Origin of the sequence: Methylobacterium sp. J-070, from assembly GCF_022829385.1 — a bacterium.
GTDB lineage: Bacteria > Pseudomonadota > Alphaproteobacteria > Rhizobiales > Beijerinckiaceae > Methylobacterium.
The window spans coordinates 17,404-33,768 of sequence record NZ_JAKSXX010000122.1 but is presented as its reverse complement, the minus strand read 5'-3'; the positions used below and the strand labels follow the sequence as shown (position 1 = coordinate 33,768).

Below are 16,365 nucleotides of genomic sequence, written 5' to 3'. Positions count from 1 at the left end.
CGGCATGCGGTACTGAGGGGGACCCCGAAGAAGCGATCAGCTGAGACTTCCGAACGCTGCGAGCTCCCGGGTCCAGGTCAACGCCTGCTCGCTGAGGCTGATGCCGAGGCCGGGGCGCGTCGGCACCAGCATCCGCCCGTCTTTCAGCTCAAGGCGTTCGTTGAATAGCGGCTCCAGCCACTCGAAATGCTCCACCCACGGCTCCCGCTGCATGGCAGCCGCGAGGTGGATGTGCAGCTCCATCGAGAAGTGTGGGGCGATGGTCATGCCGGCGAACTCGGCCAGCGTCGCCACCTTCAGGTAGGGCGTGATGCCACCGACCCGGGGCGCGTCCGGCATCAGGAAGTCGGCGCCGTTCTGGCGGATGAAGTCCCAATGTTCGGACACGCTCGTCAGCATCTCGCCGGTGGCGATCGGCGTGTCGAGGGCGGCGGCCAGAGACGCGTGGCCGGCGGCGTCGTAGCAATCGAGCGGCTCCTCGATCCAGATCAGGTTGAACTGCTCGAAGATCCGGCCCATCCGCATCGCGGTCGGACGATCCCATTGCTGGTTGGCATCGACCATCAGCGGGAACGCCTCGCCAAGATGTTCCCGAACGCGGGAGACGCGCTCGATGTCGAGGGCCCAATCCGGTTGCCCGACCTTCAGCTTGATGCCGCCGATGCCCTTCTCACGGGAGCGGTCGGTGTTGACCAGAAGCTCCTCCAGCGGGGTGTGCAGGAACCCGCCGGAGGTGTTGTAGCAGCGCACGCTGTCGCGTTGCGCCCCGAGGAGCTTGGCGAGCGAGAGGCCGGCGCGCTTTGCCTTCAGGTCCCAGAGGGCCACGTCGAAGGCGCCGATCGCCTGCACGGCGAGACCGCTGCGGCCCACCGAGGCCCCGGCCCAGGCAAGCTTGTCCCAAGCCTTGGCGATGTCGCTCGGGTCTTCCCCGAGGAGCGAGGGGGCTATTTCGCAGGCATGGGCGAACTGCCCCGGCCCACCGGCTCGCTTCGAGTAGTTGATACCGAGGCCGCGGTGACCGTCCGAGGTCTCGACCTCGCAAAACAGGATAGCAATCTCGGTCATCGGTTTTTGCCGGCCGGTCAGCACCTTGGCGTCGCTGATCGGGGTCTTGAGCGGCAGGTAGACCGAGCGCAGGCGGATGCCGGTGACAGTGTCCTGAGCCATGAAGTCCTCCAGAGTTTGGGGTTGGGGCGCTCAGGCCCGGGCGGTGCCGACGTCGCGCGGCAGGACGGGTTCGGCATCCGGGGCGTGCTCGTCGCTGCGGATTTCCAGACGGTTCAGCGGTCCGACGATGACGAGGTAGGAAAGAGCGCCGATCAGCGCGACCACGCCGATGTAGACGAGGGCGAGGTCAAAGGAGCCCATCTCCTTGACGATGATGCCGATGGCGAGCGGCGTGACGATGCTGGCGAGGTTGCCGCACAGATTGAAGATGCCGCCGCTGACGCCCATGATCTGCTTTGGCGAGACATCGCCGTCGATACACCAGCCGAGATTGCCGATGCCTTTGGCAAAGAAGGCGACACTCATCACCACGATCACGAATACGTCGGACGGCACGTAGTTGGCGAGCACGATCGTGCTGGAGAACAATAGGCCGACGATGATCGGCGTCTTGCGCGCCGTCGTGAGGCTGAAGCCGCGTCGGAGCATCCAGTCCGACCATAGGCCGCCCGCGAGGCCGCCGAGGAAGCCACAGATTGCCGGGATCGCCGCCACGAGGCCGACCTTGAGGATCGACATGCCCCGCGCTTCGAGCAGGTAGGTCGGGAACCACGTCAGAAAGAACCACGTGATCGTGGTCAGGCAGAACTGACCGATATAGATGCCGATCATCATGCGGTTGCTGACGAGGGCCTTGACCTCGGACCAGCGGATCTGATCGCGCTTGTCGCCCATGTTTGGCAGGCCGCCACCGGCTTCAATGTAGTCGAGTTCACCCTGGTTCACGCCTCGATGGTGGCGCGGCTCGTGGACGTAGAGCAGCCACACGACGCCGAGGATGATGCCGACGCCGCCAGCCCAATAGAAGATCGCCTGCCAGCTATGGGCGTGCAGGATCCACGTCATGACCGGGGTGAACACGGCCAGCGCAAAGTACTGGGCGGACTGGAAGATCGAGGTCGCGAAGGCGCGTTCCTTCGTGGGGAACCACATCACCGTGAGGCGGCTGTTGGCCGGGAAGGCCGGCGCCTCCGCGATGCCCATGAGAAAGCGCAGGGCGAACAGCGCCAGGAAGGTGAAGGAGACGACGTGGACGAGGCCCTGCATCATCGTGAGGGCTGACCACAGGATCAGCCCGATGCCGTAGACGAGGCGAGCGCCGTACTTGTCGAGCACCCAGCCGCCTGGGATCTGCATCGCCGTGTAGGCCCAGCCGAAGGCCGAGAAGGCGAGGCCCATTGTGATCGCGTCGAAGCCGAATTCGGTTCGCATCGATGAGGCGGCGACCGACAGGGTAGCGCGATCGACGTAGTTGAAGGTCGTTGCGAGGAAGATCAGGGCCAGGATGACATATCTGACCTTGGTCTGCTTGAGCGCTTGCTTTGCCTGAGCCACGGCGATCCTCCGATGTCGAGGCCCGTCTCGGTGCTCACGGAGCAACGGCAGCCTTTGTTCAGCGGGACTCGTGGAGCAGAGCCGTTTACGTGTCCAACATCATTCTTGGATCGATTGATGCGCAATCGGCATCGATGCGTGGAGGCGGCTCACAAACTTGTAGTTTCGAGCTGCTGTCGAATGCCCTGTATTCGCGAATGCAAGCCAAGAGCGGCCAATCCATTTTCCACCCGACTCGGTCGCCGGCCTGTGTTTCAACAGCCTGTAAGCAGACGTTCCGTGCGCCAGCAAGGGGTCGGAAGCAGCCCCTGAAACGGTCTAGCTGATGGAGTTCAGGCCCGAGAGCCGTCGCAAGCGCGTCGACGCCCCCCCTGGGTCAGGCGGTCTTCTCGATATTCCAGAAGAACTGCACGGGCGCCATGACCATGCCCTTGAGCTTCGTGCTGACGGCCATCGGCTGCTGCACGAGGCCCGCCGGGGCGTAGGGCACCACCGCGAAGGCCCGCTCCTCGATGCGCGCGGCCAGCGCCTTCTGCTCGGCCTCGTCGCTCGTGGCGATCCACGCGCTGCGCAGCGTCTCCAGCGTCGGGTCGTCCGGCCAGCCGAACCAGGCGGCCGAACCGTTGGCCCGGATCAGCGGGTGCAGGGCCGGGTTCAGCACGTCGGCGCCCGACCAGAGGGTGTGGAACAGGGACCAGCCCCCGGCCTCGACGGGGCCCCGGTTGCCGCGGCGGGCGATGAAGCTGCCCCAGTCGGTGGAGACCAGATCGACGTTCATCCCGAGCTGCTTGAGCAGGTCCTGGGTCACGAGCGACTGGTTGTAGGCGATCGGCTGGTCGGCCGGGGCCAGCAGCACCACGCGCTCGCCGGTGTAGCCGGACTTCGCCAGAAGCGCCTTGGCCTTGGGGAGGTCCTCCGTCATGGCGGCGGCCCCGCCGGCGCCGGTCGACATCGGCGAGCCGGGCGTGAAGAAGGTCTTCGCCTCGCGGTAGTATTCGGGGCTGCCAACCACGGCCTGCATGTAGTCGTCCTGCCTCATGGCCATCATCACGGCCCGGCGGATCTCGGGATTGTTGAACGGCGGCTGGGTGTGGTTGAACCGCATCAGCAGGATCAGCCCCAGGGGCACGTTGCGGATCTCGATCCCGGGCTTGCCCTTGAGGACGGGGATCAGGTCGATCGCCGGCTGCTCGTACCAGTCGACCGCACCCTGGATCATCGCGCCGACCGCCGCCGACGCCTCGGTGATGGCGAGCCACTCGATCCGGTCGACCCTGGCGACCTTGCCGCCGGCCGCCCAGGAGGGCGCCTCCTCGCGGGGACGGTAGCCGGTGTGGCGCGTGTAGATCGCGTTCTGGCCCGGGATCCATTCCCGGGCCTCGAAGCGCCACGGCCCGGAGCCCATGGCGTCGGCGATCGGTTTCGAGGCATCCTGCCGGGCGATGCGCTCCGGCATGATGAAGGGCACGTTGGAGGACAGCTTGCCGAGCGCGGCCGGGAGCAGGGGGAACGGCTTCTTCAGACTGATGGTGAAGGTCCGCGCATCCTCCTGGCCGTACGCCTCCACGAAGCCCGCCAGGGTCTGACCGAAGGCGTCGCGCTTGGCCCAGCGCGCCACGGAGGCGATGCAGTCCTTGGCCTCGACCGGGGAACCGTCGTGGAAGCTGAGGCCGTCGCGGAGATGGAAGCTCCACCGCAGACCGTCGGGCGCGGTCTGCCAGTCGCCGACCATCTGGGGCTGGATCCGGAAGTTCTCGTCGGTGGCGAACAACGTGTCGTAGACGAGGTAGCCGTGGTTGCGGATGACGTAGCTCGTGGCGACGATCGGATCGAGGGACGGCAGGGGCGTGGACGGGATGAAGCGCAGCACGCTGCCGCCGGGCTGGGCCCGGGCCAGGTACGGGCGGCCGATCCCGGCTGCGGCGGCGGCGGCCAGCAGGTGGCGACGGTGGAGCGTCATCGCGGGCAGCCTCTCGAGATCGGGCGCCGATGCCCGCTGATTTTATACAATTTCAACACCTGAGCGCCGCCGTCAAGGGCTCGGCCGGCCGCCCGGAACCGACGCGGGGGGAGACGATGAAGAACCGCACCATCGCGGGCGCGATCGGCACCGAGATCCGGCGGCGCATTCTCGACGGGCGCTATCCGGCCGGGTCGCAGCTCCGCCAGGATGGCCTGGCGTCGGAGTTCGGCGCCAGCCGGATCCCAGTCCGGGAAGCCCTGTTCCAGCTCGAGGCCGAGGGCCTGGTGCGGATCCTGCCCCATCGCGGGGCCATGGTGGCGCCCCTCTCCCCGGCGGATGCGGCCGAGGCCCTCGAACTCCGGGCCGCCCTCGAACCGCGCCTCCTCGCCCTGTCGGCGCCCCTGCTGACGGGCGACGATTTCCAGCGGGCCGACGCCCTGCTGGAGGATTACGCCGCGGCCCTGCGGGACGGGGCGACGGCGCGCTGGGGCGCGCTCAACACGGAGCTGCATCTCCTCCTGTACAGCCGGGCCGAACGGCCCCGCACGCTGGGCATCGTCACCTCGCTGCTGGCCGAGTGCGACCGGTATACGCGCCTGCAGCTCTCGACGGATGCGGCGGAACTGGAGCGGGCCGACCGCGAGCACCGCGAGATCGTCCGGCTGTGCCGGAACGGCTACGCCTCGGCCGCCTGCACCCTGCTGGTCGACCATATCGGCCACGTCGCCGCCGCGCTGATGACCTTCCTCGGCGAGGCAGCCGCGCCGGACTCGCGCCCGTGATTGTATAAAATCCTTGCCACTCCGACGCGTCGCTGGCATGCAGTGCCGCGCCGTCCCGCGGGTTCCCCGGCCGGCCGAGACGATTCTCCTCCGACCAGGCGAGCCCGCCGATGGCCTCAGACCGACACATCTTCTCCGGCACGATCCCGGCCCTGATGACGCCCTGCCGGCCGGACCGCTCGCCCGACCTCGACGCCCTCGCCCGGAAGGGACGGGAACTCGTCGCGGCCGGGATGTCGGCGGTCGTCTATTGCGGCTCGATGGGCGACTGGCCGCTCCTGACCGACGCGGAGCGCATGGCGGGCGTCGAGCGGCTGCTGGCGGCCGGCGTCCCGGTGATCGTCGGGACCGGCGCGCAGAATCCGAAGCGGGCGGCGGAGCTGGCCGCCCACGCCAAGGCGGCCGGCGCCCACGGCCTGATGATCATCCCGCGGGTCCTGTCGCGCGGCACCTCGCCGGCCGCGCAGGAGGCCCATTTCGCCGGCATCCTGGAGGCGGCGGTCGACCTGCCGTCGGTGATCTACAACAGTCCCCATTACGGGTTCGAGACCCGGGCGGACCTGTTCTTCCGCCTCCGCGCCCGCTACCCGCACCTCGTCGGGTTCAAGGAGTTCGGCGGTGCTGAGGCGCTCACCTACGCGGCCGAGCACATCACCGGCCAGTCGCCCGACCTCACCCTGATGGTCGGGGTGGATACGCAGGTGGTGCACGGCTACGTCAACTGCAGCGCCCGGGGCGCCATCACGGGCATCGGCAACGTCCTGCCGCGCGAGGTCCTGCATCTCGTCGCGCTGTGCGATAAGGCGGCCACGGGCGACCTCGCGGCCCGGCGCCGGGCGGACGAACTGGACGCCGCCCTGGCGATCCTGTCGAGCTTCGACGAGGGCACCGACCTCGTCCTGTACTACAAGCACCTGATGGTGCTGGAGGGGAACCCGGAATACGCGCTCCACTTCAACGCCTCCGACGCGCTGAGCGCCGGGCAGTGCCACTACGCGGAGACGCAGTTGCGGCTGTTCAAGGCGTGGTACGCGCGCTGGTCGGACGAGGGCGCGCGGGCGGGCCTGACCCCGGACGGGACGGGCGGCTGACCACCCGCGCCGCGCCGGCCCGCCTTTGCACGGGATGGCCGGTCGGCGCTATGGCGGGCGCGAGATCGGTCACAACCCGCGAATCCCGCCCATGAAGATCACCCAAGCCTTCACCTTCGAGGCGGCCCACCGCCTGCCGAACGTGCCCGCGACCCACCGCTGCCACCGGATGCACGGGCATTCCTACCGGGTCGAGCTGACCGTGGCCGGCCCGGTCGATCTCCGCACCGGCTGGGTGATCGACTTCTACGACATCGAGTCGATCTTCGGCCCGCTGCTCGCCCGGCTCGACCACCATTGCCTCAACGAGATCGAGGGCCTGGAGAATCCCACCGCCGAGGCCATCGCGGCCTGGATCTGGCATCGCCTGCGGCCGGACCTGCCCGGCCTCGCCCGGGTGCGGGTCGCCGAGACCCCGATGTCCTGGGCGGACTATGATGGCGCGGATGTCTGACCACACGGCTGCAAGTCCGGGCGACCGGTCGGCGCTGGTGCTGTTCTCCGGCGGCCAGGATTCGGCCACCTGCCTCGCCTGGGCCCTCGACCGGTTCGACCGTGTCGAGACCGTGGGGTTCGATTACGGCCAGCGCCACCGGGTCGAACTCGACCGCCGCGCCACGCTCCGGGACGGCATGGGCCGCATCGACCCGGCCTGGGCGGGGCGCCTCGGCGACGACCACACCCTCGCGCTCGACGCCCTGGGACAGATCTCCGAGACGGCGTTGACCCGGGACGCCGAGATCGGGTTCGAAGCCTCGGGCCTGCCCAACACCTTCGTGCCCGGCCGCAACCTCGTGTTCCTGACCTTCGCGGCGGCGCTCGCCTACCGGCGGGGCCTCCGCCACGTGGTCGGCGGCATGTGCGAGACCGACTATTCCGGCTATCCCGACTGCCGCGACGACACCATCAAGGCGCTGCAGGTGGCGCTGAACCTCGGCATGGACCGCCGGTTCGTGCTTCACACGCCGCTGATGTGGCTCGACAAGGCGCAGACCTGGGGCCTCGCCGAGACGCTGGGCGGCCGGGCGTTGGTGGACCTGATCGTCGAGGAGAGCCACACCTGCTACCTCGGCGAGCGCGGGCGGCGCCATCCCTGGGGCTACGGCTGCGGGACCTGCCCGGCCTGCCGCCTGCGGGCGGACGGCTACGCGCGGTTCACCGCCGCCTGAGCCCGTCGACCAGCACCGCCAGCGTCCCCCGGAAGGCCGCGGGGCTGGCGAACAGGCGCTCCATCAGCAGCGCACCCTCCAGGGTGGCGATCACGTAGCGGGCGAGGGCGGCCGGATCCGCCCCGGCGCGGACGGTGCCGTCGACTTGGCCGTCGCGCAGGACTGCTTCCAGCCAGGCGAGATGACCTTCGAAGAACGCCGCGATGTCCCGGCGCAGGCGCTCCGGAAGCGCCTCACCCTCGATGGCCAGCGCCGCGCACAGGCAGCCGAGCCCCTGCTCGACGCCGCCGAGATACAGACGGCCGTAGGCCTCCACCCGCCCCGGCCCGTCCGCCACGTCGCGGCGGATCGCCTTCAGGGCGGCGGCGTAGCGGGCCGCGTAGGCCGCCACCAGGGCGGCGCCGAGATCCGCCTTGGTGGGGAAATGGTGGTGGATGCTGGCCTTGCGGATGCCCACCGCCTCCGCGAGGTCGGCGTAGCTGAAGCCGGCATAGCCCCGGCCCCGGACCAGGGTCTCGGCCTGCATCAGCAGCTCGGCACGGGTATCCCTCATCGCGGCGATCGCCTCTCCCGCCGACCCGGTCGGGCTCACGCGAACGTGCGGCCCGCCCCGGCCCGACTCCCGCTTGCCCCTTGACGAGCCCGGAATCTACCTACCTAATGGTAGGCAAGCAAGAGCGGGACGATCGGGAGGTATCGGCATGACGGCGTTCGCCGTCCATCCAAGGACGTCTGCCGCCGGCCGCGCCCCGTCGCGGCGGCACGCCCTGTTCGCCGGCCTCTGCCTGTGCTGCCTTCCGACCCTCGGCCGCGCCGCCGAATCGTTCGCCATGGAGGAGGTCGGGCCGGGCATCTTCGTGCGGAAGGGCCTGATCGCCGACGCCACGCCGGAGAATGCCGACGCCATCGCCAATATCGGCTTCGTCATCGGCCGGACCGGCGTGCTCGTCACGGAATCCGGCGGCAGCCTCGCGGACGGCCAGTGGCTGCGGGCCGAGATCGCCAAGCGCACGGCCAAGCCGGTCACCCACGTGGTGCTGACCCACGTCCATCCGGACCACGTCTTCGGGGCGGGCGCCTTCGTGCAGGACAAGCCGGTCTTCATCGGCCACGCCAAGCTCACCGAGGCCCTCTCCGCGCGGGGCGAGTTCTATCGCAAGCGCCTGGTCGACCTCCTCGGGGAGGAGCGGACCGGGCCGGTGGTCTACCCGACGATGACCGTGACCGACACGGCCGAGATCGACCTCGGCGACCGCCGCCTGACCTTCACGGCGCACGGGCCGGCCCACACCACCTCGGACCTGTCGATGATCGATTCAGGGACCGGCCTGCTGTTCCCCGCCGACCTTCTGTTCGTGAACCGCATCCCCTCCCTCGACGGCAGCCTGAAGGGCTGGATCCGGGAGGCCGAGCGCCTGAAGGCCCTGGGCGCCGCCCGGGCGGTGCCGGGCCACGGCCCGGTGACGGTGGATCTCGCCCCGGCGCTCGCCGACCTCGCTGGCTACCTGACGGCGCTCCGCGACGGCACCCGTGCGGCGATCGCCAAGGACGTGCCGATCGAGAAGGCGGTCGACAGCGTCGCGAAGGCGCAGCGGGACAAGTGGGCGCTGTTCGACACCTACAACGGCCGCAACGTCACCGTGGCCTACCAGGAACTGGAGTGGGAATAAGTTTTCGGCTCGCCATATCGGATCGCATCGGGAGACACGCCATGACCCACAGGATCGGAAACACCGTCATCGCCCTCGGCGTCGCCCTCGCGACGACGGCCCTGTCCGGACCGTTCGCCCCCCCGGCGCGGGCCGCGGGCGCCTCCGACACCGACCAGGAACGGGCGGCGCGCTGGCAGGAGATCGCCAAGTCGATCTTCGGCGACCGACAGATCGCGCCGACCGAGACCCTCGTGAAGATCGACGCGCCGGTCCGGGCGCTGGATGCCGCCCTGGTGCCGATCACCCTGACCATGCCGGATAGCGCGCAGATCAAGGCGGTCTCGCTGATCATCGACGACAACCCGGCGCCCTACGCGGCCAAGTTCGAGTTCGGACCGGCCGCCGATCCGGCGGAACTGAAGCTGCGGGTGCGGGTCAACAACTACACCGACATGCACGCCGTGGTGGAGACCCAGGACGGCAAGCTCTACGAGGCCAAGCAGTTCGTGAAGGCCTCCGGCGGCTGCTCGGCCCCGATGGGCATGAGCGACGAGGAGGCCATGAAGGGCATGGGCGACATGCGGATGAAGTTCGCCGATGCCCAGCCCGGCAAGCCCGTGGAGGCGACGCTGATGGTCCGCCACCCGAACTTCTCCGGCATGCAGATGAATCAGGTCACCCGCGAGTTCACGCCGGCCCGCTACATCGACAAGCTCACCGTCTCGGCGGGCGACCGGACGGTGTTCACCATGACGGGCGACATCTCGATCGCCTCGAACCCAGTGATCAACTTCGCGTTCAAGCCGGACGGCAAGCCGCTCCAGGTCGCGGCGAGCGACAATGCCGGCGGCCGCTGGCAGCACAGCTTCACCCCGCCGAGCCCGACGAACTGAGCGATGCGCCGCACGCGCATGATCGGCCGGGTCGCGGCCCTCTTGGCGGCGACCTGCTGCCTCGCCGCCGCCCCGGCCGATTCCCCCGTCAACGTGCCGGAGCCGGACGGGCTCTACGCGGGGCCGCCGAAGGGCTACACGCCGCAGACCCTCCAGGGCGCCGCGGTGATCGATGCCGACACGCTCGCCGGCCTGATGGCCGGGCCTGACAAGCCGGTCCTGATCGACGTGGCTGCCCCCGACCGCAAGCCGTCGAACTTCCCCGAGGGCCGACTCTGGCTGCCGGTGCATCCCTCGGTTCCCGGCGCGGTCTGGATGCCGGAGGCGGGGGCCGAGCCCCTCGCCCCGGCACGCGAGGCGCTGTTCTACGCGCGGGTCGCGGAGCTGACCGGCGACGACAGGGCCAAGCCCGTCGTGGTGTTCTGCCACGTGGAGTGCTGGGGCAGCTGGAACGCCGCCAAGCGCTTGGTGCGCAAGGGCTATACCGGCGTGCGCTGGTTCCCCACGGGCGTCGAGGGCTGGCAGGAGGCGCACGAGACCGCGAACCTGCGCGTCGATCCGGCCTGGGCGGCGGGATCCGAGCCGCAGGCGGGGCGCTGACCCGCAGGCGGGGCGCTGACCCGCGGCGCCGGGCGGTGTAGGAGGGGCCGAGGAACCGAGGGCGCCTCGTGTCCGCCGGGGCGGTCGATCCTGGACCACCCCCATCCCGGGCCTCGCCCCGCGAGGGGGAGGGGAAAGAGCCGAAAGAGGTCTGAACCATGTCGCAGGTCGTGCAGTCCCGCCGGCTCAGGGCGGTGGATATCGGCAAGCGCAAGGCCGAAGGGCGCAAGATCACCGCCCTCACCGCCTACCACGCCCACACGGCCGGCATCGTCGATCCCTATTGCGACTTCATCCTGGTGGGCGATTCCCTCGGCATGGTGATGCACGGGATGGAATCCACCATCCCGGTGACCCTGGAGATGATGATCCTGCAGGCGCAGGCGGTGATCCGCGGCACCGAGAAGGCCCTGGTCGTGGTCGACATGCCGTTCGGCTCCTACGAGGCGAGCCGGGAGCAGGCCTTCCTCAACGCGTCGCGGGTGCTGAAGGAGACCGGCGCGGGCGCGATCAAGATGGAGGGCGGGGCGCACTTCGCCGAGACGGTGGCGTTCCTGGTCCAGCGCGGCGTGCCCGTGATGGGCCATATCGGGCTCACCCCGCAGGCGGTGAACACGATGGGCGGCTTCAAGGTCCAGGGCCGGGCGCCCGACGACGAGCGCCGCCTCCTGGAGGACGCAAGGGCGATCTCCGAGGCGGGGGCCTTCGCGATCGTGCTGGAGGGCATCGTCGAGCCGGTGGCCCGCGCCATCGCGACCTCGCCCCGGGTCACGGCCGCCACGATCGGCATCGGCGCCTCGGCGGTCTGCGACGGGCAGATCCTGGTGCTGGAGGACATGCTCGGCCTGTCCGAGCGCACGCCGAAATTCGTGCGCCAGTTCGGGAGCCTGCGCGCCCATATCGAGGAGGCCGTGAAGGCCTATGCCGAGGAAGTCCGGGCCGGACGGTTCCCCGCGGAGGACCACACCTACGGGTAGGGACCCGGGCGAAAACGCCGGCGCGACCGCGTCGGGCGCGGGTCCCGGCAACCCGCCCGGGCGGGTCCTCGTCAACGGGATGGCTTCGGGCCGGATCGGCCTGCGCGCCCCGGGCCGGCAGGCCCGGGAGCCCCAGGCGGTCAGGCGACTTCGCCCATGATCCGCTTGCGGCGCTGCCAGGTCGCGACCTTGCGCAGGAGGCGCGAGAGCTGCTCGACCGAGTACGGCTTGTGCAGCAGCTCGAAGCCGTGGGTGCCGTTGCGGGCCAGCACGTGGCTGTAGCCGGAGGCGAGCAGCACGGGCAGGTCGTGGTGGTCCCGCCGGATCCGGTGAGCCAGATCGATGCCGTTCATCCCCGGCATCACGACATCCGTGAACACCACGTCGAAGCGGTCGGCGTCCTTGGCCAATTCGGCCAGCGCCGCCTCGGCGTCGATCGCCCAGACGGTGACATAGCCGAGCTCGGCCAGGGTCTGGGTCGCAAACGTCCCGACTTCGGCATTGTCCTCGACCACCAGGACACACATGCCGTGCCCATCGACGACGGGTTCGGGCTCCACCTGCGGCACGTGGCCGGGAGCCTCCACCCTCGGCAGGTACAGCACGAACGTCGTGCCCTGTCCGACCGTGCTCTGCACCCGGACCTCCCCGCCGGATTGCTTCGCGAAGCCGAAGACCTGGCTCAGCCCGAGCCCGGTCCCCTGGCCGACGCCCTTGGTGGTGAAGAACGGTTCGAAGATGTGCTCGATCTGCTCGGGCGCGATGCCGGAACCGGTGTCCTCGATGCACACCGCGATGAAATCACCGGATACGGCCGGGTGCGTGCGGATCGGCGGAATGGTCGAGACGGGGTTCACCGTGATGGTCAGGGTGCCCTCGCCATCCATGGCGTCCCGGGCGTTGACGGCCATGTTCACCAGGGCGGTGTCGAACTGGCTGGGATCGGCGTTGATGAAGCACGGCGCGTCCGGGATGGCCGTGACGATCCTGATGCGCGAGCCGCTCAGGGTGCCGACCATGTCGCTGATCGTGGTGACGCTCCGGCCGGCATCGATGACCTCCGGCTTGAGGGCCTGACGGCGCGCGAAGGCCAGAAGCTGGCCCGTCAGCTTTGCCGCGCGGGCGACGGTGTCGGAGATCGCGCCGACGTAGCGCTGGCGGCGCTCCTCCGGCAGGCCTGGCCGCTTCAGGAGATCGGTGGACGACTTGATGACGGTCAGCAGGTTGTTGAAGTCGTGGGCCACGCCCCCGGTGAGTTGGCCGACCGCCTCCATCTTCTGCGCTTGGCGCAACGCCTCCTGCGCCGAGGCCAGCTCGGCCTCGCGCGTCTTGGCGATGGTGAGGTCGCGACCGACCGCGATGAAGTTGGCGCCGTCGGCCTCGGGCGCGACCGTCCACTCGATGGGCTTCCATCCCCCGGCGCTCGTGGCGATGCGGTTCTCGAACCGCGTCGGCTGCGTCGTCTTCCCCATCTGCGCGAGGGCAGCCAGCGTCGGGCCCATGTCGTCCGGGTGCATGAACGTCCCGTAGGGCCGTGACAGGAGCTCGGCTTCGGACCAGCCGAGCACCCGGGTCCAGGACGGGCTGACCGCCGACATCATCCCTTCGTAGTTGGCCCGGGCCAGCATGTCCTCGGACAATCTCCAGAGCTGGTCGCGCTCGGCGGTGCGCTCGTGGACCTGCTGCTCCAGGGTCGCGTTCAGCACCTGAAGCGCCTCCTCCATGCGTTTCCGCTCGGAGATGTCGCTGAAGAACACCGCGACCCGGCGGGCGGCCGGATCGCCGACGCGCAGGGCCCGCACGTCGAACCAGCGCCCGAAGACGTCGGCTTTGTTCTCGATGTGGGCGGGTTCGCCCGTCAGCGCGACGTGGCCGTACGTGTCGAACCAATGGCGTTCGAGATCGGGGGCGAAGTCGCTGACCCATCGGCCGGCCACGTCGGCGCCGGTCTGGCGCTCGAAGGCTGGGTTGGCTTCGAGGATGCGGTAGTCGACGGCCCGGTCGGCCGCGTCGAACGTCACCTCGATGATGCAGAACCCGACATCGATGCTCTCGAACAGGGTTCGGTAGCGACCCTCGCTCTCGGCCAGGGCGACCTGCGACCGGATCTGATCCGAGACCTCGTAGCCGCCCGCGAAGATGCCGATGACGGCCCCGGCCTGGTCGCGGATGGGCTGGTAGATGAAGTCGAGATACCGGGTGCTGTCCTCGCCGACGAGCCGGATCGGCTGCGAGCGCGCCACGAACGGCTCGCCCGTCGCATAGACCTGGTCGAGCAGCTCGTAGAATCCCTGGCCGACCAGCTCCGGAAACACCTCGCGGACGTTGCGGCCGATATAGTCGCGGCGCCCCGCCACCGTGATGTAGGCGTCGTTGACGTACTCGAAGATGTGGCTGGGGTCGCGCAGCACGGCGACGAACCCGGGCATCTGCTGGAGCAGGGCCTGCTGGCGCCGGCGTTCGGAGGCGGCCTGCCGCTCCGCGAGCACCTGGCGGGTCGTCTCGGTGCAGGCGCAGAACAGGCCGACGATCGTGCCGTCGTCCCCCGGCACGGGCGTGTAGGAGAAGGCGAAATGCGTCGCCTCGGGATAGCCGTTGCGATGGAGGGTGAGCGCCAGGTCCTCCATGTGCACGGGATCGCCCGCGAACACGCGATCCATCAGCGCGCCCACCGCGTCCCGGACCTCGGGCCAGGTCTCGAAGAAGGGGCGGCCCAGCGCCGCGGGGTGCCGCTCGCCGAGGATCTGCGCGTAGGTGTCGTTGTACACCAGGGTGCGGTCCGCTCCCCAGGCGATGAACATCGGCTGGCGCGAGTTGAGCATGACCCGCACGAGGGTCAGGAGCGGTTGAGGCCAGTGCTCCTGCGGACCGAGCGACGTGGTCGCCCAATCGTAGGCGCGCATGCGTGCCCCCATGAGGCCGCCGCCGAGGAGGGCCGACGTCTGCGGATCCATGGGCTCAGGCCTGTCCGCGGCCGCGCGCCGACGGGGAAGAAGACGGGAAGGCGCGCCGTCTCGCGTCCTCCGGGCGCGATCCCCGGACGGCCGTGCGGATGAGATCGCCGGCCGCGACGGCTTTTGCCTCGGCGAACGGCGCGTCGATCCGGGCGGCGGGCGTCTCGGTCATGAGGGCGGGGCGGGGGTATCGGCTGCGGGCGTATGGAGCGGGCATATCGGTCCCATAACGCATCCGGCGGGCAGCGTGTTTCGATATCAAGCCGCCTATGGGAAAACCGGGTCTCCGGGCTTCCGCCGGAAGACGGGCGTCTGCGGCGAGCCTGTCCGGCTCTGTCCCCACGGCTCCGAACCGGGATCGTCGGGAGGATGGCGCCGCCGCCGGCCGGACGGGAACGTCCGGTTCGCTCGCTCGGCCGCTCGAAGCTTGAGCGTCGTCAGGCCGACCGGCCGCCACGCCGCAGAGCCGCCGGGCGCATCGGCCCGGTCACCCCACCCGCCGCGACGGCAGCCGCAACCCCGGCGCCGGGCGCTCCAGCAGGACCTCCCGGCGGAAGCGCACGAGGCGTGCCGGCCGGCCGGCGGTGCCGCTGGTGATCGCTTCCGTCTCCTCCACCAACCCCTGCTGCGCCACGAGGCGGCGAAAATTCTGCTTGTGCAGCTGCGTGCCCGACAGGGCCTCCACGGTGCGCTGGAGCTGGAGCAGGGTGAATTCCGGCGGCATCAGCTCGAACACCACCGGGCGGTACTTGATCTTGCCGCGCAGGCGCCCGATCGCGGTGGCCAGCACCCGCCGGTGGTCGAACGCCATGGGCACGCCGGTCGGGTCGTTGGGCAGCGCCGGGCCGGCATTGCCCCGCGCCTCCGGGATCAGTCCGGCCTCGAACAGCAACTCGTAGCGCTCCAGCACGCGCTCCTCGTTCCAGGTGCCGCCGTTCATGCCGAAGGTCAGGCCGAGACGGTCGAGGCGGCGGGTCCGCGTCGCGCAATCCTCGGGCTCGGATGCCCAGGCGGAGAGCCGCGCCGCGATCGCGTCGAGCTGCCGCGGCCGGCCCTGACGGAAATCCTCGTAGGGCAGGTAGCGGTACCAGTTCTGCCACGCGGCCTCGGCGAGGCCGGCCGGCCGCTCCTCGCGGACGAGCGCCAGATAGGCCACCGAGAGCGAGTGCACCCCCGACATGCTGGAAGTCCCGGAGCGGTCGCGGTCGCCGAAGGTGTAGAGCTGCTCCACGTAGCCGAGGCGCTGGTGCGTCTGCCGCTCCACCCAGGCGCGCAGGCCGCGTTCCAGGGTGGCGTGCTCGGGCACCAGGGGACCGGCCGGCAGGCCGTCGCCGCGGCCCGGCGCCTGATCGGGCACACGGATCGTCAGGGCGCGCGGCTCCCCCTTGGTCGCCGCGACGATCACCGCGACGAGGCCCACGGAGGAGCGCTCCGGCAGGGCCTGCGCCCCGCCCGCTCCCGTCTGCACCGCGGCCACCTTCATCGCCCCTCGAACGCCTCTCCCTTCGCATGCGGTACCGGCATGGCGGATCCCCATCTATAGGGGCACAGCATCGCCGCGCGTCAACGCCGCCGTATGACGGTGCTGCGCCGTGACGCTATGCCGGACCTTTCCCGGGACCGGTGTCGGGGTGCTTGCCATGGTGCTTGCCAAGCCGGTGGGGCCTGCCCAAACAGGGGGGGCCCATGAGGGCCGGCGCCGGGCCGGCCGGGACCCTGATC

General features: G+C 69.9%; 15 protein-coding genes. 8 read left to right on the top strand and 7 right to left on the bottom strand.

From position 1 onward, the window contains the following. Positions 1 to 36: 36 nt before the first annotated feature. The 3 genes from MKL01_RS10085 to MKL01_RS10075 form a co-directional block, all read right to left on the bottom strand. Positions 37 to 1,167 carry an L-talarate/galactarate dehydratase gene (locus tag MKL01_RS10085; protein ID WP_243905076.1) on the bottom strand — a complete coding sequence of 377 codons (1,131 nt, stop codon included), beginning with the start codon at positions 1,165 to 1,167 and terminating at the stop codon, positions 37 to 39. A 30-nt stretch (positions 1,168 to 1,197) separates the two neighbouring features. Then, positions 1,198 to 2,562, bottom strand: a complete 1,365-nt coding sequence (locus MKL01_RS10080) for an MFS transporter (RefSeq protein WP_313901452.1) — start codon at positions 2,560 to 2,562, stop codon at positions 1,198 to 1,200. Positions 2,563 to 2,938: 376 nt separating this feature from the next. Next, on the bottom strand, positions 2,939 to 4,522 hold the full coding sequence (locus MKL01_RS10075) for an ABC transporter substrate-binding protein (RefSeq protein WP_243905075.1): 1,584 nt from the start codon (positions 4,520 to 4,522) through the stop codon (positions 2,939 to 2,941). A 116-nt stretch (positions 4,523 to 4,638) separates the two neighbouring features. Between MKL01_RS10075 and MKL01_RS10070 the strand changes: the two genes are divergently transcribed. The 4 genes from MKL01_RS10070 to queC all read left to right on the top strand — a co-directional run bounded on the left by MKL01_RS10070 (position 4,639) and on the right by queC (position 7,567). Next, positions 4,639 to 5,307 carry a GntR family transcriptional regulator gene (locus tag MKL01_RS10070; protein ID WP_243905074.1) on the top strand — a complete coding sequence of 223 codons (669 nt, stop codon included), beginning with the start codon at positions 4,639 to 4,641 and terminating at the stop codon, positions 5,305 to 5,307. Between the two features lie 110 nt (positions 5,308 to 5,417). Further along, entirely contained in the window at positions 5,418 to 6,398 is a 981-nt protein-coding gene (locus MKL01_RS10065) for a dihydrodipicolinate synthase family protein (RefSeq protein WP_243905073.1), read from the top strand. A 91-nt stretch (positions 6,399 to 6,489) separates the two neighbouring features. Further along, positions 6,490 to 6,852 carry a 6-carboxytetrahydropterin synthase QueD gene (queD, locus tag MKL01_RS10060; RefSeq protein ID WP_243905072.1) on the top strand — a complete coding sequence of 121 codons (363 nt, stop codon included), beginning with the start codon at positions 6,490 to 6,492 and terminating at the stop codon, positions 6,850 to 6,852. Then, entirely contained in the window at positions 6,845 to 7,567 is a 723-nt protein-coding gene (gene queC, locus MKL01_RS10055) for a 7-cyano-7-deazaguanine synthase QueC (RefSeq protein WP_243905071.1), read from the top strand. Before queD ends, queC begins: the two co-directional genes overlap by 8 nt. Here the strand turns inward: queC and MKL01_RS10050 are convergent. Beyond that, on the bottom strand, positions 7,554 to 8,120 hold the full coding sequence (locus MKL01_RS10050) for a TetR/AcrR family transcriptional regulator (RefSeq protein ID WP_243905070.1): 567 nt from the start codon (positions 8,118 to 8,120) through the stop codon (positions 7,554 to 7,556). The two genes, queC and MKL01_RS10050, sit on opposite strands and share 14 nt — an antisense overlap. Positions 8,121 to 8,268: 148 nt before the next feature. On the opposite strand from MKL01_RS10050, the gene MKL01_RS10045 reads away from it, so the two are divergent. The 4 genes from MKL01_RS10045 to panB all read left to right on the top strand — a co-directional run bounded on the left by MKL01_RS10045 (position 8,269) and on the right by panB (position 11,689). Further along, positions 8,269 to 9,237 (top strand): quinoprotein relay system zinc metallohydrolase 2, encoded by a 969-nt coding sequence (locus tag MKL01_RS10045; protein WP_243905069.1) that lies wholly within the window; start codon positions 8,269 to 8,271, stop codon positions 9,235 to 9,237. Positions 9,238 to 9,278: 41 nt separating this feature from the next. Then, the gene (locus MKL01_RS10040) at positions 9,279 to 10,112 is read left to right on the top strand and encodes a quinoprotein dehydrogenase-associated SoxYZ-like carrier (RefSeq protein WP_243905068.1); all 834 of its coding nucleotides are present in this window, start codon (positions 9,279 to 9,281) and stop codon (positions 10,110 to 10,112) included. A gap of 3 nt (positions 10,113 to 10,115) precedes the next feature. Then, complete coding sequence (locus tag MKL01_RS10035; protein WP_243905067.1) at positions 10,116 to 10,712, top strand: rhodanese-like domain-containing protein; 597 nt, start codon at positions 10,116 to 10,118, stop codon at positions 10,710 to 10,712. Positions 10,713 to 10,870: 158 nt separating this feature from the next. After that, positions 10,871 to 11,689 carry a 3-methyl-2-oxobutanoate hydroxymethyltransferase gene (panB, locus tag MKL01_RS10030; protein WP_243905066.1) on the top strand — a complete coding sequence of 273 codons (819 nt, stop codon included), beginning with the start codon at positions 10,871 to 10,873 and terminating at the stop codon, positions 11,687 to 11,689. A gap of 140 nt (positions 11,690 to 11,829) precedes the next feature. On the opposite strand, the gene MKL01_RS10025 is transcribed toward panB, so the two are convergent. The 3 genes from MKL01_RS10025 to MKL01_RS10015 all read right to left on the bottom strand — a co-directional run bounded on the left by MKL01_RS10025 (position 11,830) and on the right by MKL01_RS10015 (position 16,126). Next, on the bottom strand, positions 11,830 to 14,643 hold the full coding sequence (locus MKL01_RS10025) for a PAS domain-containing protein (RefSeq protein WP_243905065.1): 2,814 nt from the start codon (positions 14,641 to 14,643) through the stop codon (positions 11,830 to 11,832). A 4-nt stretch (positions 14,644 to 14,647) separates the two neighbouring features. Further along, positions 14,648 to 14,815 (bottom strand): hypothetical protein, encoded by a 168-nt coding sequence (locus MKL01_RS10020; RefSeq protein WP_243905064.1) that lies wholly within the window; start codon positions 14,813 to 14,815, stop codon positions 14,648 to 14,650. A 315-nt stretch (positions 14,816 to 15,130) separates the two neighbouring features. Beyond that, positions 15,131 to 16,126 carry an NUDIX hydrolase gene (locus MKL01_RS10015; protein WP_243905063.1) on the bottom strand — a complete coding sequence of 332 codons (996 nt, stop codon included), beginning with the start codon at positions 16,124 to 16,126 and terminating at the stop codon, positions 15,131 to 15,133. Positions 16,127 to 16,365: the final 239 nt, after the last annotated feature.

Bases quoted from the DNA above. Each gene is read 5' to 3' on its own strand.
- MKL01_RS10025 (WP_243905065.1), bottom strand. From the start codon at position 14,643: ATGGATCCGCAGACGTCGGCCCTCCTCGGCGGCGGCCTCATGGGGGCA.
- MKL01_RS10075 (WP_243905075.1), bottom strand. From the start codon at position 4,522: ATGACGCTCCACCGTCGCCACCTGCTGGCCGCCGCCGCCGCAGCCGGG.
- MKL01_RS10035 (WP_243905067.1), top strand. From the start codon at position 10,116: ATGCGCCGCACGCGCATGATCGGCCGGGTCGCGGCCCTCTTGGCGGCG.
- MKL01_RS10020 (WP_243905064.1), bottom strand. From the start codon at position 14,815: ATGACCGAGACGCCCGCCGCCCGGATCGACGCGCCGTTCGCCGAGGCA.
- MKL01_RS10085 (WP_243905076.1), bottom strand. From the start codon at position 1,167: ATGGCTCAGGACACTGTCACCGGCATCCGCCTGCGCTCGGTCTACCTG.
- MKL01_RS10045 (WP_243905069.1), top strand. From the start codon at position 8,269: ATGACGGCGTTCGCCGTCCATCCAAGGACGTCTGCCGCCGGCCGCGCC.
- queD (WP_243905072.1), top strand. From the start codon at position 6,490: ATGAAGATCACCCAAGCCTTCACCTTCGAGGCGGCCCACCGCCTGCCG.
- MKL01_RS10040 (WP_243905068.1), top strand. From the start codon at position 9,279: ATGACCCACAGGATCGGAAACACCGTCATCGCCCTCGGCGTCGCCCTC.
- panB (WP_243905066.1), top strand. From the start codon at position 10,871: ATGTCGCAGGTCGTGCAGTCCCGCCGGCTCAGGGCGGTGGATATCGGC.
- MKL01_RS10050 (WP_243905070.1), bottom strand. From the start codon at position 8,120: ATGAGGGATACCCGTGCCGAGCTGCTGATGCAGGCCGAGACCCTGGTC.
- MKL01_RS10015 (WP_243905063.1), bottom strand. From the start codon at position 16,126: ATGAAGGTGGCCGCGGTGCAGACGGGAGCGGGCGGGGCGCAGGCCCTG.
- MKL01_RS10065 (WP_243905073.1), top strand. From the start codon at position 5,418: ATGGCCTCAGACCGACACATCTTCTCCGGCACGATCCCGGCCCTGATG.
- queC (WP_243905071.1), top strand. From the start codon at position 6,845: ATGTCTGACCACACGGCTGCAAGTCCGGGCGACCGGTCGGCGCTGGTG.
- MKL01_RS10070 (WP_243905074.1), top strand. From the start codon at position 4,639: ATGAAGAACCGCACCATCGCGGGCGCGATCGGCACCGAGATCCGGCGG.